The sequence below is a fragment of the Pasteurella pantherarum genome (assembly GCF_049670885.1).
Taxonomy (GTDB): domain Bacteria; phylum Pseudomonadota; class Gammaproteobacteria; order Enterobacterales; family Pasteurellaceae; genus Pasteurella.
The window spans coordinates 2,055,333-2,077,186 of record NZ_CP187173.1 but is presented as its reverse complement, the minus strand read 5'-3'; the positions used below and the strand labels follow the sequence as shown (position 1 = coordinate 2,077,186).

At 41.3% G+C, this 21,854-nt stretch carries 36 protein-coding genes and 1 riboswitch; of the genes, 31 read left to right on the top strand and 5 right to left on the bottom strand.

Features of this window, described 5'->3' with window-relative positions; genetic code table 11:
- Positions 1 to 15: 15 nt before the first annotated feature.
- Together ACPEEM_RS09810 and ACPEEM_RS09805 are read left to right on the top strand one after the other, a co-directional pair.
- Positions 16 to 771 (top strand): class I SAM-dependent methyltransferase, encoded by a 756-nt coding sequence (locus ACPEEM_RS09810; protein WP_424405050.1) that lies wholly within the window; start codon positions 16 to 18, stop codon positions 769 to 771.
- 42 nt (positions 772 to 813) lie between these two features.
- On the top strand, positions 814 to 1,776 hold the full coding sequence (locus ACPEEM_RS09805; protein ID WP_424401935.1) for an ABC transporter substrate-binding protein: 963 nt from the start codon (positions 814 to 816) through the stop codon (positions 1,774 to 1,776).
- An 81-nt stretch (positions 1,777 to 1,857) separates the two neighbouring features.
- Here the strand turns inward: ACPEEM_RS09805 and dusA are convergent, their stop codons facing one another.
- The gene (dusA, locus tag ACPEEM_RS09800) at positions 1,858 to 2,841 is read right to left on the bottom strand and encodes a tRNA dihydrouridine(20/20a) synthase DusA (protein WP_424406866.1); all 984 of its coding nucleotides are present in this window, start codon (positions 2,839 to 2,841) and stop codon (positions 1,858 to 1,860) included.
- A gap of 5 nt (positions 2,842 to 2,846) precedes the next feature.
- The gene (locus ACPEEM_RS09795) at positions 2,847 to 4,208 is read right to left on the bottom strand and encodes a chloride channel protein (protein ID WP_424406864.1); all 1,362 of its coding nucleotides are present in this window, start codon (positions 4,206 to 4,208) and stop codon (positions 2,847 to 2,849) included.
- Positions 4,209 to 4,546: 338 nt separating this feature from the next.
- Here ACPEEM_RS09795 and rpsJ point away from each other — a divergent pair, with 338 nt between their 5' ends.
- The 28 genes from rpsJ (at position 4,547) to rplQ (ending at position 18,276) form a co-directional block, all read left to right on the top strand.
- Positions 4,547 to 4,858, top strand: coding sequence for a 30S ribosomal protein S10 (rpsJ, locus tag ACPEEM_RS09790; protein ID WP_001181005.1), 312 nt, complete (start codon positions 4,547 to 4,549; stop codon positions 4,856 to 4,858).
- Positions 4,859 to 4,874: 16 nt separating this feature from the next.
- Positions 4,875 to 5,504 (top strand): 50S ribosomal protein L3, encoded by a 630-nt coding sequence (gene rplC, locus ACPEEM_RS09785; protein ID WP_005764326.1) that lies wholly within the window; start codon positions 4,875 to 4,877, stop codon positions 5,502 to 5,504.
- A gap of 14 nt (positions 5,505 to 5,518) precedes the next feature.
- On the top strand, positions 5,519 to 6,121 hold the full coding sequence (gene rplD, locus ACPEEM_RS09780) for a 50S ribosomal protein L4 (RefSeq protein WP_078239925.1): 603 nt from the start codon (positions 5,519 to 5,521) through the stop codon (positions 6,119 to 6,121).
- A complete protein-coding gene (gene rplW / locus ACPEEM_RS09775) occupies positions 6,118 to 6,420 on the top strand; it encodes a 50S ribosomal protein L23 (RefSeq protein ID WP_005724030.1) in 303 nt (100 codons plus the stop codon). Before rplD ends, rplW begins: the two co-directional genes overlap by 4 nt.
- A 19-nt stretch (positions 6,421 to 6,439) precedes the next feature.
- Positions 6,440 to 7,261: a 50S ribosomal protein L2 gene (rplB, locus tag ACPEEM_RS09770; protein ID WP_424401932.1), complete on the top strand. Its 822-nt coding sequence runs from the start codon at positions 6,440 to 6,442 to the stop codon at positions 7,259 to 7,261.
- 25 nt (positions 7,262 to 7,286) lie between these two features.
- Positions 7,287 to 7,562, top strand: coding sequence for a 30S ribosomal protein S19 (gene rpsS / locus ACPEEM_RS09765; protein WP_005539416.1), 276 nt, complete (start codon positions 7,287 to 7,289; stop codon positions 7,560 to 7,562).
- A 10-nt stretch (positions 7,563 to 7,572) separates the two neighbouring features.
- Positions 7,573 to 7,905 carry a 50S ribosomal protein L22 gene (gene rplV, locus ACPEEM_RS09760; protein ID WP_005717927.1) on the top strand — a complete coding sequence of 111 codons (333 nt, stop codon included), beginning with the start codon at positions 7,573 to 7,575 and terminating at the stop codon, positions 7,903 to 7,905.
- A 17-nt stretch (positions 7,906 to 7,922) separates the two neighbouring features.
- Positions 7,923 to 8,630 (top strand): 30S ribosomal protein S3, encoded by a 708-nt coding sequence (gene rpsC / locus ACPEEM_RS09755; RefSeq protein WP_424401931.1) that lies wholly within the window; start codon positions 7,923 to 7,925, stop codon positions 8,628 to 8,630.
- Positions 8,631 to 8,643: 13 nt separating this feature from the next.
- Positions 8,644 to 9,054 carry a 50S ribosomal protein L16 gene (gene rplP / locus ACPEEM_RS09750; RefSeq protein WP_005717925.1) on the top strand — a complete coding sequence of 137 codons (411 nt, stop codon included), beginning with the start codon at positions 8,644 to 8,646 and terminating at the stop codon, positions 9,052 to 9,054.
- Positions 9,054 to 9,245 (top strand): 50S ribosomal protein L29, encoded by a 192-nt coding sequence (gene rpmC / locus ACPEEM_RS09745; protein WP_005717924.1) that lies wholly within the window; start codon positions 9,054 to 9,056, stop codon positions 9,243 to 9,245. Before rplP ends, rpmC begins: the two co-directional genes overlap by 1 nt.
- A complete protein-coding gene (gene rpsQ, locus ACPEEM_RS09740; protein WP_005717923.1) occupies positions 9,245 to 9,502 on the top strand; it encodes a 30S ribosomal protein S17 in 258 nt (85 codons plus the stop codon). The genes rpmC and rpsQ overlap by 1 nt, the downstream gene beginning before the upstream one ends.
- A gap of 236 nt (positions 9,503 to 9,738) precedes the next feature.
- Positions 9,739 to 10,110, top strand: a complete 372-nt coding sequence (gene rplN, locus ACPEEM_RS09735; protein WP_005548786.1) for a 50S ribosomal protein L14 — start codon at positions 9,739 to 9,741, stop codon at positions 10,108 to 10,110.
- A 14-nt stretch (positions 10,111 to 10,124) separates the two neighbouring features.
- Positions 10,125 to 10,436: a 50S ribosomal protein L24 gene (gene rplX, locus ACPEEM_RS09730; RefSeq protein ID WP_424401930.1), complete on the top strand. Its 312-nt coding sequence runs from the start codon at positions 10,125 to 10,127 to the stop codon at positions 10,434 to 10,436.
- A gap of 17 nt (positions 10,437 to 10,453) precedes the next feature.
- Positions 10,454 to 10,993, top strand: coding sequence for a 50S ribosomal protein L5 (rplE, locus tag ACPEEM_RS09725; RefSeq protein ID WP_005764312.1), 540 nt, complete (start codon positions 10,454 to 10,456; stop codon positions 10,991 to 10,993).
- An 11-nt stretch (positions 10,994 to 11,004) separates the two neighbouring features.
- On the top strand, positions 11,005 to 11,310 hold the full coding sequence (gene rpsN, locus ACPEEM_RS09720) for a 30S ribosomal protein S14 (RefSeq protein ID WP_005764310.1): 306 nt from the start codon (positions 11,005 to 11,007) through the stop codon (positions 11,308 to 11,310).
- 36 nt (positions 11,311 to 11,346) lie between these two features.
- On the top strand, positions 11,347 to 11,739 hold the full coding sequence (gene rpsH, locus ACPEEM_RS09715) for a 30S ribosomal protein S8 (protein ID WP_424401929.1): 393 nt from the start codon (positions 11,347 to 11,349) through the stop codon (positions 11,737 to 11,739).
- Between the two features lie 15 nt (positions 11,740 to 11,754).
- Positions 11,755 to 12,288 carry a 50S ribosomal protein L6 gene (gene rplF / locus ACPEEM_RS09710; protein WP_424401928.1) on the top strand — a complete coding sequence of 178 codons (534 nt, stop codon included), beginning with the start codon at positions 11,755 to 11,757 and terminating at the stop codon, positions 12,286 to 12,288.
- Positions 12,289 to 12,301: 13 nt separating this feature from the next.
- Entirely contained in the window at positions 12,302 to 12,655 is a 354-nt protein-coding gene (gene rplR / locus ACPEEM_RS09705; RefSeq protein WP_424401927.1) for a 50S ribosomal protein L18, read from the top strand.
- Between the two features lie 15 nt (positions 12,656 to 12,670).
- The gene (gene rpsE / locus ACPEEM_RS09700; protein WP_424401926.1) at positions 12,671 to 13,171 is read left to right on the top strand and encodes a 30S ribosomal protein S5; all 501 of its coding nucleotides are present in this window, start codon (positions 12,671 to 12,673) and stop codon (positions 13,169 to 13,171) included.
- A 6-nt stretch (positions 13,172 to 13,177) separates the two neighbouring features.
- Complete coding sequence (rpmD, locus tag ACPEEM_RS09695) at positions 13,178 to 13,357, top strand: 50S ribosomal protein L30 (protein WP_103854522.1); 180 nt, start codon at positions 13,178 to 13,180, stop codon at positions 13,355 to 13,357.
- Positions 13,358 to 13,361: 4 nt separating this feature from the next.
- Positions 13,362 to 13,796, top strand: a complete 435-nt coding sequence (gene rplO, locus ACPEEM_RS09690; protein WP_424406861.1) for a 50S ribosomal protein L15 — start codon at positions 13,362 to 13,364, stop codon at positions 13,794 to 13,796.
- 7 nt (positions 13,797 to 13,803) lie between these two features.
- The gene (gene secY, locus ACPEEM_RS09685; protein ID WP_424401924.1) at positions 13,804 to 15,129 is read left to right on the top strand and encodes a preprotein translocase subunit SecY; all 1,326 of its coding nucleotides are present in this window, start codon (positions 13,804 to 13,806) and stop codon (positions 15,127 to 15,129) included.
- 27 nt (positions 15,130 to 15,156) lie between these two features.
- Positions 15,157 to 15,270: a 50S ribosomal protein L36 gene (rpmJ, locus tag ACPEEM_RS09680; protein WP_005548767.1), complete on the top strand. Its 114-nt coding sequence runs from the start codon at positions 15,157 to 15,159 to the stop codon at positions 15,268 to 15,270.
- A 140-nt stretch (positions 15,271 to 15,410) separates the two neighbouring features.
- Positions 15,411 to 15,767 carry a 30S ribosomal protein S13 gene (rpsM, locus tag ACPEEM_RS09675; protein WP_424401923.1) on the top strand — a complete coding sequence of 119 codons (357 nt, stop codon included), beginning with the start codon at positions 15,411 to 15,413 and terminating at the stop codon, positions 15,765 to 15,767.
- A 16-nt stretch (positions 15,768 to 15,783) separates the two neighbouring features.
- A complete protein-coding gene (gene rpsK, locus ACPEEM_RS09670) occupies positions 15,784 to 16,173 on the top strand; it encodes a 30S ribosomal protein S11 (protein ID WP_005701868.1) in 390 nt (129 codons plus the stop codon).
- A gap of 29 nt (positions 16,174 to 16,202) precedes the next feature.
- A complete protein-coding gene (rpsD, locus tag ACPEEM_RS09665) occupies positions 16,203 to 16,823 on the top strand; it encodes a 30S ribosomal protein S4 (protein WP_005717911.1) in 621 nt (206 codons plus the stop codon).
- 32 nt (positions 16,824 to 16,855) lie between these two features.
- The gene (locus tag ACPEEM_RS09660; RefSeq protein WP_424401922.1) at positions 16,856 to 17,845 is read left to right on the top strand and encodes a DNA-directed RNA polymerase subunit alpha; all 990 of its coding nucleotides are present in this window, start codon (positions 16,856 to 16,858) and stop codon (positions 17,843 to 17,845) included.
- A gap of 41 nt (positions 17,846 to 17,886) precedes the next feature.
- The gene (rplQ, locus tag ACPEEM_RS09655; RefSeq protein ID WP_032855573.1) at positions 17,887 to 18,276 is read left to right on the top strand and encodes a 50S ribosomal protein L17; all 390 of its coding nucleotides are present in this window, start codon (positions 17,887 to 17,889) and stop codon (positions 18,274 to 18,276) included.
- A 236-nt stretch (positions 18,277 to 18,512) separates the two neighbouring features.
- Here rplQ and ACPEEM_RS09650 read toward each other — a convergent pair whose 3' ends face one another.
- The 3 genes from ACPEEM_RS09650 to ubiK form a co-directional block, all read right to left on the bottom strand.
- Positions 18,513 to 19,196, bottom strand: a complete 684-nt coding sequence (locus tag ACPEEM_RS09650) for a metallophosphoesterase family protein (RefSeq protein WP_424401921.1) — start codon at positions 19,194 to 19,196, stop codon at positions 18,513 to 18,515.
- Positions 19,193 to 20,479 (bottom strand): multifunctional transcriptional regulator/nicotinamide-nucleotide adenylyltransferase/ribosylnicotinamide kinase NadR, encoded by a 1,287-nt coding sequence (gene nadR, locus ACPEEM_RS09645; RefSeq protein WP_424401920.1) that lies wholly within the window; start codon positions 20,477 to 20,479, stop codon positions 19,193 to 19,195. The genes ACPEEM_RS09650 and nadR overlap by 4 nt, the downstream gene beginning before the upstream one ends.
- A 65-nt stretch (positions 20,480 to 20,544) precedes the next feature.
- The gene (ubiK, locus tag ACPEEM_RS09640; RefSeq protein ID WP_424401919.1) at positions 20,545 to 20,796 is read right to left on the bottom strand and encodes a ubiquinone biosynthesis accessory factor UbiK; all 252 of its coding nucleotides are present in this window, start codon (positions 20,794 to 20,796) and stop codon (positions 20,545 to 20,547) included.
- A 94-nt stretch (positions 20,797 to 20,890) separates the two neighbouring features.
- A riboswitch (FMN riboswitch) is annotated at positions 20,891 to 21,039 on the top strand.
- A gap of 117 nt (positions 21,040 to 21,156) precedes the next feature.
- Between ubiK and ribB the strand changes: the two genes are divergently transcribed.
- Entirely contained in the window at positions 21,157 to 21,801 is a 645-nt protein-coding gene (ribB, locus tag ACPEEM_RS09635; protein ID WP_424401918.1) for a 3,4-dihydroxy-2-butanone-4-phosphate synthase, read from the top strand.
- The last annotated feature ends 53 nt before the right edge of the window (positions 21,802 to 21,854 follow it).

The following is a 21,854-nucleotide window of genomic DNA, read 5'->3' as shown; positions in this document are numbered from 1 at the left end:
GCACAAGAGGCAGTTATGAGTAAAGAAGAAGTCGGTCATCATTTTTTAGCCCGTTTAGGGAAAACTCGCCTTCGCCCTGGTGGTCGCCGTGCGACGGAATGGCTGATTGAACAAGGACAATTTACCGCACAGAAAACCGTGCTAGAAGTGGCATGCAATATGGGTACAACCGCCATTGGCATTGCCAAGCAATTTGGTTGTGTGATAGAAGGGGTTGATCTCGATGAAGTAGCATTAGAAAACGCCCAAGCCAACATTCAGCAACAGGGTGTTGCCGATAAAATTCATGTACAACGAGCCAATGCCACGAGATTACCCTTTGCGGATCAACAGTTTGATATTGTGTTGAATGAGGCAATGTTGACCATGTTGCCTTGGGAAGCCAAACAAAAAGCTGTGGCAGAGTATTTTCGTGTATTAAAACCCCATGGCGTTTTATTAACTCAAGATGTCATGCTGGTGGAGGAAGAGAGCGAGCAAACACTCAGCGAAATGCGTGATGCCATTCATCTGAATGTTACGCCACTGACACGACAAGGCTGGGAGAATTTATTTAAACAACAAGGATTTGTTCACCTCAAAAGCCTATTTGGTGAGATGACCTTACTTTCCCCCAAAGGCTTATTGTATGACGAAGGGCTGTGGGGTAGCTTAAAAATACTTAAAAACGGCATGAAGCCCGAAAATCGAGAACAATTTAAAAAGATGGTGAAAACCTTTAACCACCCTAAACAGCCACTGAATTTTATTGCAATTTGTAGCTATAAATAAGCCCTATCCTCATCATTGATTCCGACCGTTAAGGAGAAAATTATGCTTACTCGTCGTCGTTTATTGCAGGCTGGCGTTGCAAGTGCTGCTTTGTCCGTTTTTCCACCTCTTTTTGCACGTGAACCACTGATTATTTGGGGGCCGCCAGTCAGCCCTACGGTATTATTGGCTGTGGCGGCAAAAATAGGGCATGCCCATACCCTCCAGCCTTTTACCGTGAAAAGTTGGCAACACCCTGATCAATTGCGTGCAGGGTTACTCAATGGCAGTATTCAAATTAGCGTGGTGCCAAGTTATGTGGCAGCCAACTTCCGAGCACAAGGGCAAAAGGTACACCTTTATAACATTATGACGAAAGGGCTGTTGAGTATTCTGTCTAAAGGGGAAGCCTTGAGTGAACTCAAACAACTGGCAGGACAAAAACTGGTGATGCCATTTAAACAAGATATGCCCGATTTAGTGTTGCAGCTTTTGGCGAAAAAGCACGGTTTTGCCCTATCTGATCAAATAACTTACACCGCCACGCCACCAGAAGCCGTTGCTTTCTTTTTACAAAAAGATTTTCCCCATGCATTATTGCCCGAACCCTTGGCAACGGTTGCTTTGTTAAAAGGTCAGCAAGAGCATCTCAAGGTGGTGCGTAGTTTTAGTTTAGAAAAGGTATGGAACCAAAGTTTTGGCACTCAACATGGTATTCCACAGGCAGGTTTAATGGTGTCGGAAAATATGCTTCACGAGCAATCTGCCTTTTTGGCGGCGTTACAGCAAGATTTAGTGCAAGCGGTGGACTGGGTTGCACAACATCCCGCTCAAGCGGCAGACATGGCAACCGCCTATCTGCCTGCCCCTGCCGCTGCATTGGAACGTGCTTTTGCCACATCCGCCTTATGTGCTTTACGCTCAACGGATATTCAAGAGGAAATTCTTGCCTTTATGCTTGCGTTATATGAACTGAATCCGAAAATTGTTGGTGGCAAAAAACCCGATGCCAGTTTATTTATTTGAAGATGAAAAAAGTGCGGGGCATGTTGAAAAAGTATTAAAACGCACCGCACTTTTTTGCTCATGGTTTGCTTTTTTAAGGCGTTAAGCTTCCACAAAACCTAATGCTTTTTCGACGACCTCCAAGCCTGCCCCTACTTTATGGGCATTTTCACTTAAATGACGACGCCATTGGCGTGCCCCTTTACAACTTTGGAACGCACCAAGCATATGACGAACGATATGGTTTAAATACACACCTTGGCTGAGTTGTTGTTCAATATAAGGAAACATATTCTCCACCGCTTCTCGTGCTGTCACGATAGGACTTGTTGGATCAAATAACGCTTGGTCGATATAGCCCAACAAACTTGGGTTTTGGTATGCCTCACGCCCAACCATCACGCCATCCATATGTTGCAAATGCTGTTGTATTTCCTCAAGGGTTTTAATCCCACCATTAATGCTCATCTGTAAATCAGGAAAATCCCGCTTGAGTTGATAAACCCGCTCATAATCTAAAGGGGGAATTTCACGGTTTTCTTTTGGGCTTAAGCCTGAAAGCCAAGCTTTACGTGCATGAATGATAAATTCCTGACAGCCGCCCTCATGGACTTTTTGCACAAAATCACATAAGAACTCATAGCTGTCTAACTCATCAATACCAATACGAGTTTTCACCGTCACGGGAATATTGACCTCCGCTTGCATGGCGTTGACACAATCCGCAACTAACGCCGCCTTTGCCATTAAACAAGCACCGAACAGACCATTTTGTACCCGATCAGACGGGCAACCCACATTTAGATTAATTTCACTGTAGCCACGTTGTTCCGCCATTTTTGCACATTGGGCAAGCTGGGCGGGATCACTTCCCCCTAATTGCAACGCCACAGGATTTTCGGTTGATGAAAAGGCAAGGTGGTCATATTTAGCATGAAGAATCGCCCCAGTGGTCACCATTTCCGTATAAAGTAAAGTATGCTGGCTAAATTGACGATGGAAATAGCGACAATGACGGGTTGTCCAATCGAGCATTGGGGCAACGGAAAAGCGGCCACGATAAAAGTGCGGTTGATTTTGGATCATTTTTCTTATTCTCTTGTGTCTTCTTGAATGCGTTGGCGAAAACGTCCCGCCGCAAAATGATAAAAAGGTTTTGGATGAAATTGGCGTGAAATAATGGACGAAACCAAGCAACAAATCAATAACCAAAACAGAACAGGCTGACAACCCGTCATTTCCATCACCACCACACTGGCGGTAACAGGCGACTGTGTGGCACCCGCTAAAAAACCCGCCATACATAATAAAACCAGTAGGCGTTGATCCACCATTCCCCCTGTCATTGACCAGATTTGTGCCCCAATCCCTGCTCCCGTGGTGAGCGACGGAGTAAAAATCCCCCCAGCAATGCCCGTCCAATAGGTGGCGACAGTGGACAAGAGTTTTAATACCCCAAATTCACTGCTGAGGGCTTGCCCATCAAGGGCATCTGCCACGACATAATAGCCTGTGCCGTAAGTTTTACCTTGTGTATAAGTACCTAGGGCAGCCAAAAATAGCCCTAAAATGAATGCCACATAAATAGGATGGCGACGAATCCAACCTCGAATTTTTGCTGGCGACAGACCCGCTAAACCTTTGGCTAATAAACGAGCAAAAATACCGCCAAAGAAACCGCATACCACGCCACATAATGCCACCCACACAAACATATAAGGCACTGAGGTTTCACCATGATAGTGTGGAAAATAAGGATTATTGCCTTCAATCGCCACTAAAATAAACCCTGCGGCTAAAACACCTAATAAAACTCGACGCTCCCAACGTAATAACACCCCACGCCCGAGTTCTTCAATGGCAAAAATCACCCCCGCCAAAGGGGCGTTAAATGCCGCAGCCAATCCGCCTGCTGCCCCTGTCGCCATCAGCTCATTGGCACTTAGCCCATTAAAGGCAATGCCTTTTTTCCGACAAAAACTCCCCCATGCAAGCATCACCGCCGCACCTACTTGCACAGAAGGGCCTTCACGCCCTACGGATGCACCGATTAGCATTGCCAAAAAGGTCAGTGGGATTTTCCAAAGGGTTTGCCAAAATGACACAAGACGGTGTTTATTATTACCGTGTGGTAGACTAATGGAGGCAATCACTTGAGGGATGCCACTGCCTGCCACATAAGGCGTGTATTTTGCGGTGAACCATGCTAACAATGCTAAACTTGAGGGCAGAATAATCCAAACCGCAAGGGGATATTGGGCACTCCAATGTGCATTCCATTCCAACCCAAGATCCGCCAATTTAGCGAAACCAAGAGAGAAAAGGGCGACTAAAGCGGCACCCACTAAAAGGGCACTAAATTCTAAACTTTTACGAGAAATACGGTGAGTCTGACGTAATTTTTTATGTAAAACATACCGCACTTTGCTATTAAATTGCCGTGGAGAAAACATAGCTAATTGATTTATTAAGAATAAGAAAAGAGAAACGAATTATAACGCAAAATCGGGTGTTGCTAAATATTCACCACCCATACGATGAGATTTATCCGATTTAATCACGAAAAAGACTTGCAAAGTGCGGTGGTTTTCAGTAAAATTCGCAAGCTTTCTTACAGATAGCCGTTTAATGTAATCATTTATTAAACGAGTATTACGATAGGTAATACGTAAAATGTTTCCGATTGGGAAACTATAAACAGGTCAACTTGCACCCCTTTTCGTTTTTAGAAGTAAGAAAAGTGTTGGTGTTAGTTTTTTATTAGCTAAATTTTGATTGGAGCTCTGGTCTAATGCAGAACCAAAGAATCCGTATCCGCTTGAAAGCATTCGATCACCGTTTGATCGATCAGTCTACTGCGGAGATCGTAGAAACAGCTAAACGTACTGGTGCACAAGTTCGTGGTCCAATTCCGTTACCAACTCGTAAAGAGCGTTTCACCGTGTTGATTTCTCCACACGTGAACAAAGACGCGCGTGATCAATACGAAATCCGTACTCACAAACGTTTGGTTGATATTGTTGAGCCAACAGAAAAAACTGTTGATGCATTAATGCGTTTAGATCTAGCTGCCGGCGTTGACGTGCAGATTAGCCTAGGTTAATTAAGAGGTTATTACAATGATTGGTTTAGTCGGTCGTAAAGTTGGTATGACTCGCATCTTCAATGAAGATGGCGTTTCAATTCCAGTTACCGTTATCGAAATTGAAGCCAACCGTGTGACTCAAGTTAAAACTGTAGAAACAGATGGCTATTCTGCAATTCAAGTTACCACTGGCTCTAAAAAAGCAAGTCGTGTAACGAAGCCAGAAGCTGGTCATTTCGTGAAAGCAGGTGTTGAAGCTGGTCGCGGTTTATGGGAATTTCGTACTACTGAAGGTGAAGAATTCACTTTAGGTCAAGAAATTAATGTTGACATCTTCGCTGATGTTAAAAAAGTTGATGTTACTGGTACTTCTAAAGGTAAAGGTTTTGCTGGCGGTGTTAAACGCTGGAATTTCCGTACTCAAGATGCTACTCATGGTAACTCTTTATCACACCGTGTGTTGGGTTCTATTGGTCAAAACCAAACCCCAGGTCGTGTGTTTAAAGGTAAAAAAATGGCAGGACACTTAGGTGCTGAGCGTGTAACCGTTCAATCACTTGAAGTTGTTCGTGTTGATGCTGAGCGTAAATTACTATTAGTGAAAGGTGCCGTTCCTGGTGCAACTAATGGTGATGTTATCGTTAAACCAGCAGTTAAAGCATAAGTCAGGAGATAGAGATGGAATTACAAGTTGTAGGTGCAAACGCACTAACTGTTTCTGAAACTACCTTCGGACGTGAGTTCAACGAAGCATTGATTCACCAAGTTGTTGTTGCTTATGCAGCAGGTGCTCGTCAAGGTTCTCGTGCACAAAAAACTCGTGCTGAAGTGTCTGGTTCAGGTAAAAAACCTTGGCGTCAAAAAGGTACAGGTCGTGCTCGTTCAGGTGATATCAAATCACCAATCTGGCGTTCAGGTGGTGTAACTTTCGCAGCTAAACCACAAGATCACAGCCAAAAAGTGAACAAGAAAATGTACCGTGGTGCAATCAAAAGCATTCTTTCTGAACTTGTTCGTCAAGACCGTTTAGTGGTGGTTGAGAAGTTCGAAGTTGATGCACCAAAAACGAAAGTTTTAGTACAAAAATTAAAAGAATTAGCACTTGAAGATGTGTTAATCATCACAGCAAGCTTAGATGAAAATCTATTCTTAGCAGCACGTAACCTTTACAAAGTAGATGTACGTGATGTTCAAGGTATTGATCCAGTAAGCTTAATCGCATTCGATAAAGTTGTTGTTACTGTTGATGCTGTGAAACAAATTGAGGAGATGTTAGCATGATTCAACAAGAACGTTTGCTAAAAGTGTTAAAAGCACCACATGTCTCTGAAAAAGCAACAAATAACGCTGAGAAGTCTAACACTATCGTTTTCAAAGTGGCTTTAGATGCAAATAAAGTTGAAATTGCTAACGCTGTTGAGCAATTATTTGAAGTGAAAGTGGATTCTGTTCGTACCGTTGTAGTTAAAGGTAAAACTAAACGTCACGGTGCAAGAATGGGACGTCGCAGTGACTGGAAAAAAGCTTATGTAACTCTTCAAGAAGGTCAATCACTTGACTTCGTTGAAGGTGCAGAGTAATTCGGAGGAGTAGAAGATAATGGCTATCGTTAAATGTAAGCCGACCTCCGCTGGTCGTCGTCACGTTGTTAAAATCGTGAACCCTGAATTACACAAGGGCAAACCTTACGCACCACTTTTAGATACTAAATCTAAAACAGGTGGTCGTAACAATTTCGGACGTATTACTACTCGCCATATTGGTGGTGGTCATAAACAACATTACCGTTTAATCGATTTCAAACGTAACAAGTTAGATATTCCAGCGGTTGTTGAGCGTCTTGAATATGACCCTAACCGTTCTGCAAATATCGCTTTAGTGCTTTATAAAGATGGTGAACGCCGCTATATCTTAGCACCTAAAGGTCTATCTGCAGGCGATACAATCCAAGCTGGTGCAAATGCACCAATTAAAGTGGGTAACGCGTTACCAATGCGTAATATCCCAGTTGGTTCAACAGTACATAACGTTGAATTAAAACCAGGTAAAGGCGGTCAAATCGCTCGTTCAGCTGGTGCTTATGTACAAATTATCGCTCGTGAAGGTAACTATGTAACTTTACGTCTTCGTTCAGGCGAAATGCGTAAAGTATTATCCGAGTGTACAGCAACCATTGGTGAAGTCGGTAACTCAGAACACATGCTTCGCGTATTGGGTAAAGCAGGTGCTAACCGCTGGAGAGGCGTTCGCCCAACAGTTCGTGGTACAGCAATGAACCCAGTAGATCACCCACACGGTGGTGGTGAAGGTCGTAACTTTGGTAAACACCCAGTCACACCTTGGGGCGTTCAAACTAAAGGTAAGAAAACTCGCCATAACAAACGTACTGATAAATTCATCGTACGTCGTCGTGGTAAATAATATTAATTAATAAAGAGGATTAGCCATGCCACGTTCTCTCAAGAAGGGTCCTTTCCTTGACCTACACTTGTTGAAGAAGGTAGAGAAGGCGGTGGAAAGCGGGGATAAAAAACCAATTAAAACTTGGTCCCGTCGTTCAATGATCATTCCATCAATGATCGGATTGACCATCGCAGTCCATAATGGTCGTCAGCACGTTCCTGTTTATGTATCTGATGAAATGATCGGTCATAAATTAGGTGAATTTGCACCGACTCGTACTTACCGCGGTCACGCTGCGGATAAGAAAGCTAAGAAGTAAGGGGTAAAAGATGGAAACTATTGCAAAACATCGTTACGCTCGCACTTCAGCGCAAAAAGCTCGCTTAGTTGCGGATTTAATCCGTGGTAAGAAAGTCAACCAAGCATTAGAAATCTTAACTTACACTAACAAAAAAGCTGCGGCTTTAGTGAAGAAAGTGCTTGAGTCAGCAATCGCTAACGCAGAGCATAATGACGGTGCAGATATCGATGATCTTAAAGTAGCGAAGATTTTCGTAGATGAAGGTCCAAGCATGAAACGTGTTATGCCACGTGCTAAAGGTCGTGCAGATCGTATTTTAAAACGTACTAGCCACATTACTGTGGTCGTGTCAGATCGTTAATAAGTAGAGGAATAGCAATGGGTCAAAAAGTACATCCACATGGTATTCGCCTAGGTATTGTTAAGCCTTGGAGCTCTACTTGGTTTGCGAATACACAAGATTTCGCGTCTAACTTAGATGGCGATTTCAAAGTACGTAAATTCTTGAATAAAGAATTAGCGAATGCTTCAGTTTCACGTATCACTATTGAGCGTCCAGCAAAAAGCATCCGCGTCACAATTCACACAGCTCGTCCAGGTATCGTTATCGGTAAAAAAGGCGAAGATGTTGAAAAATTACGTAACGCAGTTGCGGCTATCGCAGGCGTTCCAGCTCAAATCAACATTGCTGAAGTGAAAAAACCTGAATTAGATGCAAAATTAGTTGCAGATAGCATCGCTTCTCAATTAGAACGTCGTGTTATGTTCCGTCGTGCAATGAAACGTGCGGTACAAAATGCAATGCGTTTAGGTGCTAAAGGTATCAAAGTTGAAGTAAGCGGTCGTTTAGGTGGTGCAGAAATTGCACGTTCTGAATGGTATCGTGAAGGTCGTGTACCTCTACATACATTACGTGCGGACATCGACTATAACACTGCTGAAGCACATACTACATACGGTGTAATCGGTATTAAAGTATGGATCTTCAAAGGTGAAATCCTCGGTGGAATGGCTGCAATCGCGCAACCAGAACAACAACCTGCTGACAAGCCTAAAAAGGCACCACGCGGCAAAGGTCGTAAGTAAGGAGAATCGCTAGATGTTGCAACCAAAACGTACAAAATTCCGCAAAGTCCACAAAGGTCGTAACCGTGGTATTGCAGCAGGTACAGAAGTAAGCTTCGGTACCTTCGGTTTGAAAGCAGTTGGCCGTGGTCGTTTAACAGCTCGCCAAATTGAGGCAGCACGTCGTGCGATGACTCGTGCGGTTAAACGTCAAGGTAAAATCTGGATCCGTGTATTCCCAGATAAACCAATTACTGAAAAACCATTAGAAGTCCGTATGGGTAAAGGTAAAGGTAACGTTGAGTACTGGGTAGCCTTAATCCAGCCGGGTAAAGTACTATATGAAATGGATGGTGTGTCTGAAGAGATCGCAAGAAATGCATTTGCATTAGCAGCTGCTAAATTGCCAATTAAGACCACTTTCGTAACTAAGACGGTGATGTAATGAAAGCTCAAGAACTACGTACAAAAAGTGTTGAAGAGCTGAATGCTGAATTGGTTAACTTGTTAGGTGAGCAATTCAAGTTGCGTATGCAAGCAGCCACCGGTCAGCTTCAACAAACCCATCAGTTAAAACAAGTGCGTCGTAGTATTGCACAAGTAAAAACTGTGTTAACCGAAAAGGCGGGTGAGTAATGACTGATAAAATTCGTAGCGTGCAAGGTAAAGTAGTTAGCGACAAAATGGACAAATCGTTCGTTGTTGCTATTGAACGCAAGGTTAAACACCCACTTTACGGTAAGTTTATCCGTCGCACAACTAAATTACATGTGCATGACGAAAATAACGAAGCTAAATTAGGTGATGTCGTTGAAATTAAAGAGTGTCGTCCACTCTCTAAAACGAAATCATGGACTTTAGTTCGTGTAGTTGAAAAAGCAGTAATTGCTTAATATCAGCTCAACATAAAATGGAAAAGCCAATAGTAATTTACTGTTGGCTTTTTTATAACATGAAGTAGGAAGAATAAAATGTATTGCAAATAGTGTGAGGAATTAAAACTTTCTGTTTTTTAACCGCACTTTATATTTGCTTTTTTATTGTCCCATGTGGTAAAATCCACGCCCTATCTGCCTATGCAGATAAGTTCGTCCCGAAAGGGTTTTATTAATTTTAGCGGAGTACTAAGATGATCCAAGAACAGACTATGCTGGACGTTGCTGATAACTCAGGCGCTCGCAGTGTAATGTGTATCAAGGTTCTAGGTGGATCGCACCGTCGTTACGCTGCTATTGGTGATATCATCAAAATTACTGTGAAAGAAGCAATTCCTCGCGGTAAAGTGAAAAAAGGTGATGTATTAAAAGCAGTTGTTGTGCGCACCAAGAAGGGTGTTCGTCGCCCAGATGGATCAGTCATTCGCTTCGATGGTAACGCATGTGTAATTTTAAACAATAACACAGAGCAACCAATCGGTACTCGTATTTTTGGACCGGTGACTCGTGAACTTCGTTCTGAGAAGTTTATGAAAATCATCTCTTTGGCGCCAGAAGTACTGTAAGGGAGAAGTGACAAATGGCTGCAAAAATTCGTCAAAACGATGAAGTAATCGTGCTTGCTGGCAAAAGCAAAGGCAAGCGTGGCAAGGTAACTCAAGTGTTACCAAATGGTAAAGTGATTGTTGAAGGTGTAAATATCATCACTAAACATGAAAAACCAGTTCCTGCGTTAGGCAAAGAAGGTGGTTTAGTGAAGAAAGAAGCGGCAATTGATGCATCAAATGTTGCTATTTTTAACCCAAAAACAAATAAAGCTGACCGTGTAGGTTTTAGATTTGAAGACGGTAAAAAAGTACGTTTCTTCAAGTCTAACAATGAAATCATTTAATAAACTGGAGTAATGCGATGGCGAAACTGCATGATTACTACAGAGATCAAGTAGTGAATGAATTGAAAGAAAAATTCAACTACAAATCTGTCATGCAAGTCCCACGAATCGAAAAGATAACCCTAAATATGGGTGTGGGTGAAGCATTGACCGATAAGAAATTGCTAGATAACGCAGTAGCGGATTTAGCAGCAATTAGCGGTCAGAAACCTTTGATTACAAAAGCACGCAAATCTGTTGCAGGCTTTAAAATCCGTCAGGGATATCCAATCGGTTGTAAAGTAACACTACGTGGCGAACGTATGTGGGAGTTCTTTGAACGTTTAATTACAATTGCTGTTCCACGTATCCGTGACTTCCGCGGTTTAAGCGCGAAATCATTTGATGGTCGTGGTAATTACAGCATGGGTGTGCGTGAGCAAATCATCTTCCCTGAAATCGATTATGATAAAGTGGATCGTGTACGTGGTTTAGATATTACTATCACCACAACTGCGAAAAGTGATGAAGAAGGTCAAGCACTACTTGCTGCCTTTAATTTCCCATTCCGTAAATAAGGCAGGTTATCATGGCTAAACAATCAATGAAAGCACGTGATGTAAAACGTGTAAAACTCGCTGAAAAATTCTACACAAAACGTGTTGAATTAAAACAGATCATTTCAGATGTAAATGCCTCTGACGAAGATCGTTGGAATGCAGTGTTAAAGTTACAAACTTTACCACGTGATTCTAGCCCAAGCCGTCAGCGTAACCGTTGCCGCCAAACTGGACGCCCACACGGTGTTCTTCGTAAGTTTGGTTTAAGCCGTATTAAGGTGCGTGAAGCTGCAATGCGCGGTGAAATCCCAGGCCTTAAGAAAGCTAGTTGGTAATTTACCACTTTATTTTGGAATCGGAGTAAAAATACAATGAGTATGCAAGATCCAATCGCAGATATGTTGACTCGCATTCGCAACGGTCAAGCTGCGAACAAAGTTGCGGTCAGTATGCCTTCATCCAAGCTAAAAGTGGCAATTGCCAATGTATTAGCTGAAGAAGGTTATATTGAAAGCGTTAAAGTTTTAGATGGTGTTAAACCAGAGTTGGAAATTACTTTAAAATATTTCCAAGGCAAACCAGTTGTAGAAAGCATTCAACGTGTTAGCCGCCCAGGTCTACGTATTTATAAACGTAAAGACGAATTACCAAAAGTAATGGGTGGTTTAGGTGTCGCTGTTGTATCTACATCTAAAGGTGTGATGACTGACCGCGCCGCTCGTCAAGCGGGTTTAGGCGGTGAGATTATCTGTTACGTAGCTTAATAGAGAGGTAGGAAAATGTCTCGTGTTGCAAAAGCACCTGTTAGTATTCCTGCCGGCGTTGAGGTTAAACTTGACGGTCAGCTACTAACAGTTAAAGGAAAAAATGGTGAGTTATCTCGTACCATTCATAACGCAGTTGAAGTTAAACAAGATAATAACGAATTAACTTTTTCTCCACGTGAAGGTATTGTTGGAGCAGATGCACAAGCAGGAACTGCACGTGCGTTAGTTAATGCAATGGTTATCGGTGTTACTGAAGGCTTCACTAAGAAGTTACAATTGGTGGGTGTAGGTTATAGAGCACAAATTAAAGGCAATACAGTTGCTTTAAGTTTAGGTTTCTCTCACCCTGTGGAGCACGCTTTACCAGCAGGTATTACAGCTGAATGTCCATCTCAAACAGAAATCGTGTTAAAAGGTGCAGACAAACAGCTAATCGGTCAAGTTGCTGCAGATATTCGTGCTTATCGCCGTCCTGAGCCTTATAAAGGTAAAGGGGTACGTTACGCTGATGAAGTGGTACGTATCAAAGAGGCTAAGAAAAAATAATTAAGGTAACACTATGGATAAGAAATCAGCTCGTATCCGTCGTGCAGCTCGTGCACGCCATATGATGAGAGAGCAAGGTGTAACTCGTTTAGTTATTCACCGTACTCCGCGTCATATTTACGCACAAGTCATTGCACCGAACGGTTCAGAAGTTCTTGCCGCTGCTTCAACTGTTGAAAAAGTAATTAGTGAGCAAGTGAAATATACCGGAAATAAAGATGCAGCAGCAGTCGTTGGTAAAGCTGTTGCAGAAAGAGCATTAGCAAAAGGCGTTAAAGACGTTGCTTTTGATCGTTCTGGTTTTAAATATCATGGTCGTGTCCAAACTTTAGCGGACGCTGCCCGTGAAGCTGGTCTACAGTTCTAATAGAGGTAATTTTAGATGGCAAACATCGAAAAACAAGCTGGTGAACTGCAAGAGAAGCTAATCGCGGTAAACCGTGTATCAAAAACTGTTAAAGGTGGTCGTATTATGAGCTTTACTGCATTAACTGTAGTAGGCGATGGTAACGGTCGTGTAGGTTTTGGATATGGTAAAGCGCGCGAAGTTCCGGCAGCAATCCAAAAAGCGATGGAAAAAGCACGTCGCAATATGATCAATGTAGCTTTACATGAAGGTACATTACAACACCCAATTAAAGGTTCTCATACTGGTTCTCGTGTATTTATGCAACCAGCTAGCGAAGGTACAGGTATCATCGCAGGTGGTGCAATGCGTGCAGTGTTAGAAGTAGCAGGTGTTCGTAACGTTTTATCTAAAGCTTATGGTTCAACCAACCCAATTAACGTTGTTCGTGCAACTATTGATGCACTAGCAAATATGAAATCACCAGAAATGGTTGCTGCAAAACGTGGCAAAACCGTTGATGAAATCTTGGGGTAATTGATAATGGCTAAAACTATTAAAGTAACTCAAGTTCGTAGTTCTATTGCTCGTTTACCGAAGCATAAAGCTACGTTACGTGGTCTTGGTCTTCGCCGTATGCATCATACTGTTGAGTTAATCGATACTCCAGCAGTACGTGGTATGATTAACCAAGTTTCATACATGGTTAAAGTGGAGGAGTAATAAGATGCGTTTAAATACTCTATCACCAGCTGAAGGTGCTAAACATAGCACTAAACGCTTAGGTCGCGGTATTGGTTCTGGTTTAGGTAAAACAGGTGGTCGTGGTCACAAAGGTCAAAAATCTCGTACAGGCGGCGGTGTTCGTCGTGGTTTCGAGGGTGGTCAGATGCCTTTATATCGTCGTTTACCGAAGTTTGGTTTCACTTCAATGAAATCTGCGGTAACTGCTGAAGTTCGTTTAAACGAATTAAGTAAAGTAGAAGGCGGTGTAGTCACTTTAGAATCATTAAAAGCAGCTAACGTACTTACTAAAGATATTCAATTTGCTAAAGTTATTTTAGCAGGTGAAGTAAAAGGTGCTGTAGTTGTTCGTGGTTTACGTGTAACTAAAGGTGCTAAAGCAGCAATTGAAGCTGCTGGCGGTTCAGTTGAGGAATAATAAATAAATGGCTAAGCAACCAGGTTATCAAAGTAGAAGTACTCAAAGCGGTACAGGTGAACTGAAAAGCAGATTATTATTTGTATTAGTCGCACTTATTGTGTTCCGTATTGGTTCTTTCATTCCGGTTCCTGGTATTGACGCAGCCGTATTAGCTCAATTAATTGAACAACAAAAAGGCACCATCATTGATATGTTTAACATGTTCTCTGGTGGTGCATTGAGCCGAGCGTCTATTTTTGCGTTAGGTATCATGCCTTATATTTCGGCATCGATTATCATCCAATTATTAACAACGGTTCACCCTGCACTTGCAGAATTAAAGAAAGAAGGTGAGTCTGGTCGTCGTAAAATTAGTAAATATACACGTTATTCAACGTTAGTACTTGCAACTTTACAGGCGGTGGGTATTTCTACAGGATTGCCAAATATGCTACCGGGTCTTGTACCTAATTTAGATTTTTGGTTCTATGTAACTGCTGTAATCAGCCTTGTTACTGGAACGATGTTCTTAATGTGGTTAGGTGAACAGATTACTGAGCGTGGTATTGGTAATGGTATCTCTTTAATTATCTTTGCAGGTATTGTTGCGGGTTTACCATCTGCAATTGGTCAAACTATTGAGCAAGCTCGTCAAGGGCAAATGCATCTATTAGTTCTCTTATTGATCGCAGTTATTGTTTTTGCAGTAACATACTTTGTTGTCTTTGTTGAAAGAGGACAAAGAAGAATTAAAGTGGAATATGCTAAGCGTCAACAAGGTCGTCAAATTTTAGGTGGTCATTCCACTCATTTACCATTAAAAGTAAATATGGCGGGTGTAATTCCAGCAATCTTTGCTTCAAGTATCATTCTATTCCCTGCGACATTAGCACAATGGCTTGGTGAAGGTTCTAGTTTAGATTGGTTAACAGATTTATCGATGTTATTACATCCAGGTCAACCTCTCTATTTGCTTGTTTATGCAATAGCAATCATTTTCTTTAGTTTTTTCTATACCGCAATGCAATACAATCCTCGTGATACAGCGGATAATTTGAAAAAATCTGGTGCATTTATACCAGGAATTAGACCAGGTGAACAAACATCACGTTATATTGATAAAATTATGACTCGCCTAACATTAATTGGTGGTTTATATATTACGTTTGTATGTTTGGTTCCTTACATTATGACATCAGCATGGAATGTGCAGTTCTACTTTGGCGGTACATCTCTTTTGATTGTTGTCGTAGTCATCATGGATTTCATCGCTCAGGTTCAGAGTCATTTGATGTCGACGAAATATGAATCTGCGTTGAAGAAAGCAAACCTTAAAGGTTTCGGGCAGTAATTGCCCATTAAATAAAAGGGATAAGCAATGAAAGTTCGTGCTTCCGTTAAGAAATTATGTCGTAACTGTAAAATTGTTAAACGTGAAGGTGTCGTTCGTGTACTTTGTAGCGACCCTAAACATAAGCAACGTCAAGGTTAATTGATATTTTTCTTGCAAAGAACCAGTTGAGCAGTTATACTGCTCGACTCATTTATGTCCTTGACACTTTGTTTGAGTATCCTGAAAACGGGCTTTTCAAGATCAAAGTGTCAAATTAGTTAAAATAATAGGAGTGCATAGTGGCCCGTATTGCAGGCATTAACATTCCTGATCATAAACACACTGTAATCGCTTTAACTGCAATTTATGGTATCGGTAAAACTCGTGCAAAAGAAATTTGTGCAGCAACAGGTATTACCGAAAATGTTAAGATCAGCGAATTGTCTGAAGAGCAGATTGATAAACTGCGTGACGAAGTTGGTAAATTTACCGTTGAAGGTGACTTACGTCGTGAAGTAACACTAAACATCAAACGTCTATTAGACTTAGGTTGTTATCGTGGTTTGCGTCATCGTCGTGGTTTACCGGTACGTGGTCAACGTACTAAAACTAATGCGCGTACCCGTAAGGGTCCTCGTAAGCCGATCAAGAAATAAGTCGGGGTAAGGTAAAATGGCTAAAACACCAGTTCGTGCACGTAAACGTGTAAAAAAACAAGTTGTAGATGGCGTAGCTCATATCCACGCATCTTTCAATAATACAATCGTTACCATTACTGACCGTCAAGGTAATGCTCTAGCATGGGCAACTGCAGGTGGTTCAGGTTTCCGTGGTTCTCGTAAATCTACCCCGTTTGCCGCACAAGTTGCTGCAGAACGTTGTGCTGAAGTTGTAAAAGAGTTCGGCTTAAAGAACTTGGAAGTTATGGTAAAAGGACCTGGTCCTGGTCGTGAGTCTACTATTCGTGCGTTAAACGCAGCGGGTTTCCGTATTACGAATATTACTGATGTGACTCCGATTCCTCATAACGGTTGTCGTCCACCGAAAAAACGTCGTGTTTAATGGCGTCATAGGATAGTTGGAGAAAGAAAATGGCAAGATATTTGGGTCCTAAGCTCAAGCTAAGCCGTCGTGAAGGCACTGACTTATTCCTTAAGTCAGGTGTGCGCGCGATTGAATCAAAATGTAAAATTGATACTGCCCCAGGTCAACATGGTGCTCGTAAACCACGTTTATCTGATTATGGTAGTCAATTACGTGAAAAACAAAAAGTTCGTCGTATTTACGGTATCTTAGAACGTCAATTCCGTAATTATTATAAAGAAGCAAACCGCTTAAAAGGTAATACTGGTGAAAATTTACTAGTATTATTGGAAGGTAGATTGGATAACGTTGTTTATCGCATGGGCTTTGCTGCAACTCGTGCTGAAGCTCGCCAATTGGTGAGTCACAAAGCGATTGTTGTAAATGGTCGTGTTGTTAATATCCCATCATTCCAAGTGTCAGTTAATGATGTTGTTGCTGTTCGTGAGAAATCTAAAAAACAAGCACGTATCAAAGCGTCATTAGAATTAGCAGAACAAAGAGAAAAACCAACTTGGTTAGAAGTTGATGCTGCTAAAATGGAAGGTGTGTTCAAACGTGTTCCTGAACGTTCTGATTTATCAGCAGACATTAACGAACATCTGATCGTTGAGCTTTATTCTAAATAATAGTTAAAGCTTAGAAGCAAAGAGAGGATAAAATGCAGGGTTCTGTTACAGAATTTTTAAAGCCACGCTTAGTTGATATTGAGCAAATTAGCTCAACTCATGCTAAAGTGATCTTAGAACCGTTAGAGCGTGGTTTCGGCCACACTTTAGGTAATGCATTGCGTCGTATTCTTCTATCTTCAATGCCAGGTTGTGCTGTAACTGAAGTAGAAATTGATGGCGTATTGCACGAATATAGTAGTAAAGAAGGTGTTAAAGAAGATATTCTTGAAGTGCTTCTAAACTTAAAAGGCCTAGCGGTTAAAGTTCAGAATAAAGATGATGTATTTCTGACACTAAACAAATCTGGAATTGGCCCTGTTGTTGCAGCTGACATCACCCATGATGGAGATGTTGAAATCGTAAATCCTGAGCATGTAATCTGCCACTTGACAGATGAAAGCACATCTATCAATATGCGTATTCGTGTTCAACGTGGTAGAGGTTATGTACCAGCTTCTGCTCGTGTGCACGCTCAAGATGAAGAAAGACCAATTGGTCGTCTATTAGTAGATGCTTGTTACAGCCCAGTAGACCGTATTGCTTACAATGTTGAGGCAGCACGTGTTGAACAACGTACTGACTTAGATAAGTTAGTGATTGAATTGGAAACTAACGGCACTATTGATCCAGAGGAAGCAATTCGTCGTGCAGCAACAATTTTAGCAGAGCAACTTGATGCATTCGTTGATTTGCGTGATGTTCGTCAACCAGAAGTTAAGGAAGAAAAACCAGAATTCGATCCGATTCTGTTGCGTCCTGTTGATGACTTAGAGTTGACAGTTCGTTCTGCTAACTGTTTGAAAGCAGAAACAATTCACTATATCGGTGATTTAGTACAGCGTACTGAAGTTGAGTTATTAAAAACACCTAATCTTGGTAAGAAATCGCTTACTGAAATTAAGGACGTTCTTGCTTCACGCGGCTTATCACTAGGTATGCGCCTTGAGAATTGGCCACCAGCAAGTATTGCTGAAGACTAGTTTGGTCATAGGTTAAAGATTTTTCTGAGAAGGATAAGGTCATGCGCCATCGTAAGAGTGGTCGTCAACTAAACCGTAATAGCAGCCATCGCCAAGCGATGTTCCGTAATATGGCAAGCTCTTTAGTTAGTCACGAGATTATCAAGACTACATTGCCAAAAGCTAAAGAATTACGTCGTGTAGTTGAACCGTTAATTACATTAGCAAAAGTAGACAGCGTTGCAAATCGCCGTTTAGCTTTCGCTCGTACTCGCAACATTGAAACTGTTGCTAAATTATTTAATGAATTAGGTCCACGTTTTGCTCAACGTGCAGGTGGTTACACCCGTATTTTAAAATGTGGTTTCCGTGCTGGCGATAATGCACCAATGGCTTACATTGAGTTAGTTGATCGCCCAGAAGTTGCAACTGAAGAAGCAGCTGCAGAATAATAATTTAGATTAAGTTAGATTTTTTTAACTTATATTCGAGATAAAACCCACTGATAATTATCAGTGGGTTTTCTTTTTGAGTGAATAGCTGAATGGAACCCTATAATTTGTCATGACTCATGATTTTGTTTAGCTCTCGAAAAATGCTGAAAATAAACCGCACTTTTCTCTTTCATTATAAAAGAAGAAAGTGCGGTCTGTTTTTTAAAAGTTTTTACGGAAGGATGGATCTTGTGCTACCGATCATCTATGCCGAGTAAGAGATATTCTCCTTCAATATTGCACAAACTCCGAAAGCCAACATTGGTGATTTTCATGTTTTGATCTTGCACGATGTGATCATATTCAAAATTCTCATGGTGATGCCCATGGAAAATATGCTGGACGTGCATTTTTTCTGCTAAGTCATTAATTACGGCAAAACCAGAGGGATGTGGCTTTGGTGCTTCATGGCAGACTAAAATATCTGCATGTTGTTGTTCTAATGCTTCAATATCGGAAGGAAAAATGGATGTGCGATGACGCAATGGTACGCCGCCTCGCCATATTTTTTCTTGTGAACAATATTGGCAATAGTGAATTGGGTCAAAAAATAGAGGCTTATTTGGTGGCATCCAAATTTGTCCACGAAACACGCCCCCTAAGCCTGCAATTTTTTTGCCTTGGATTTCAGTGACTTTGCCATGTAAATTTCGAGACTGCCATTCGCTTTCCCAAATAGATTCAAAGGCATCAACGGTTTTACTGTCATGATTGCCATGAATGAACCAGAGATCACAATATTTTGCGAGCTTTTCTAATTCGCTTGCTGTTGTGAGTTGTAAATCGCCTAAAATGATTAAGGCAATATCTGGATCGTTTTGGATAAAAGGATAAAGGTGCTCGAAACTTCCATGTGGGTCACCTGCAAATAAAATCATTCTTCTTCCTCAAAAATTGATGCGGAATGCGGTTCATTATTGAGATTCGGCAACTCTTCTTCGTTTAAGATTTTTTCAACGATGTCTTTCACTTGATTATACCGTTCTAAATAACTTGGTGATTCAATCTCAATATAAGGGATATTGTACTTATCAAGTAATTTTTTCAGTAATAATTGGAAACGTTGACGCTGTTTCTGGCTACCTAAACTACGTAAACCATCATCAACCCATTTGGTGTTGTTATTTAAGAGAATGGTCACATCAAAAGGATATTCCTTGATCATGGAATCCAAAAACGGATGTGCTTTTCCTTCATATTGAATACAGAAAGCTTGGGTTGTAATAAAATCGGTATCAATGATTGCAATTTTATGTGCATGACGTACAGCATAGTCAATATAGCGTTGGTGACCTAATGCAATTTGCGGATAATCAGAATATTGCAGTGCTTGTTCAGCACCACCGAGTTGATCAAAGACAAACTCTCGTCCGTATTCCCAAGCAGAGGTGGTATTGAAGACGGTGGCTAATTTATTGACCAATACCGTTTTCCCACTGCTTTCCCCACCTAAAATGGCAATGGTTTTGGCAAAGAATGGGCGGACTTCTTTTGGAATAAATTTCCAATAATGGAAAGGATTGTTGCGGATTTTGGTCGCAGAAATATTCACGAATCGACGTTCAGGATCCACTAAGACGACTTCTAAACCGAGGTATTTTTCATAAGGGCCTTTATCTTGAATTTCACTACTAAAGACGACACTTGGATTGACATTCTTTTCTTTGAATAAATTTTTGACGTGCGTACTCCAAGTTTCCCAGCCATGGGGATAGCTAGGAATACCATCTTCCACTAAGTGATGGATAAAGATTTTATCTTTTTGATACTTGAAAATTTGTTGCATCCAACGTAAGCGATCTTGCACGGTTGGCATACGCTTCATTTTGCTATCATAGAAGAGTTTTAGATCACGTTCTGTATCACTACATACGATGATGTGGATTTCATCGACTTTACTAAATGCTTCATAGATCATATTAATATGACCTGTGTGAACAGGATAAAACTTGCCGAAAATCACCCCCACTTTTTTATTATTAGGTTCAGTGATTTGCAACACTTTATGTAATGCACTCAGTTTTGTTGCACTGGGGTTTTTGATTTTTCCACTCACCAATTGGTTAAAGTAGGCACGAGTGATATTGGCTTGTTCGCAAAGATCATTCACTTTTAAATTCAATTGTTTACGTTTCTGTTGTAAATAGGCAAAGTCGGACATAATGTACTCCTTTTTCATATCGCAAGTGTAAAATGACCGCACTTCAGAGAAAAGTGCGGTCAATTTTATGCATCTTTTTGTTGCTCAAGTAGCGTATCCACACGCTTTTCTAATTCCACTAATTTTTCACGAGTTCGCATGAGAACTTGTGTTTGCACATCGAACTCTTCACGGGTAACAACATCAAGCTTCGCGAGCTGGGCTTGAAGTGTCTGTTTCAATTTTGCTTCAGCATCTTGCCCTAAATCTTTTAAACCTTGCGGTAGTGAATCTTGAATTTGTTGTATAATTTGCTCTATTTTTTTAGGATTTAGCATACTGACCTCACATTTTATTAAAGTGAATCTATTGTATGCAATCTTGCTACAAATAAAAACATTTTTTCAAGATTAACTTTGCGTTATACTACGCCCGCATTCTCAGGGCAGGGTGAAACTCCCTACCGGTGGTAATTGTATTGCATGAGCCCACGAGCGTTTGTTACGGTAACGGTAGCAAAGTCAGCAGATTTGGTGAAATTCCAAAGCCGACAGTGATAGTCTGGATGAAAGAGAATAAGCAGGTTTTGTGTTCAAAACCTGTATTTTTTATTTGTTTAAGATTTTCTTAGCCACATAATTTTTCTCATCCGCCCTGATTCTGGTATCTAAATATCATTATATTTCAAGGAATTTACTATGAATCAGTCTATTTTATCTCCTTTTGGCAATGCGGAAGAACGTGTGATTGCCGCTATTCATGCGTTTAAACAAGGCCAGGGTGTTTTAGTCTTAGATGATGAAGATCGTGAAAATGAAGGCGATCTGATTTTCCCCGCAGAAACCATCACCGTTGAACAGATGGCGATGCTTATTCGTTATGGTAGTGGGATTGTGTGTTTGTGCTTAACCGATGACACCTGTAAAAAGCTCGATTTACCTCCGATGGTTGCAGAAAATACCAGCGTGAACAAAACGGCGTTTACGGTGACGATTGAAGCGGCAAAAGGGGTGGCAACAGGTGTTTCAGCAACCGATCGTGTAACGACCATTCGTGCAGCCATTGCGGATCATGCTCAACCGAGTGATTTAAGTCGTCCTGGGCATATTTTCCCGTTAAGGGCAGTGGCTGGTGGTGTGTTAAAACGCCGTGGTCATACCGAAGCAGCGGTGGATTTAGCCCGTTTAGCAGGGTATAAAGAAGCTGGCGTGATTTGTGAAATCACGAATGATGATGGCTCTATGGCACGTGCCCCTGAAATTGTTGCCTTTGCTCAACAATTCAATTTCCCTGTGGTGACGATTGAAGATTTAGTGGCGTATCGCCAAAAGTATCATCTGTAAGGTGAGCGATTCATAAAAAAGTGCGGTCAAAATTTTTAGATTTTTGACCGCAC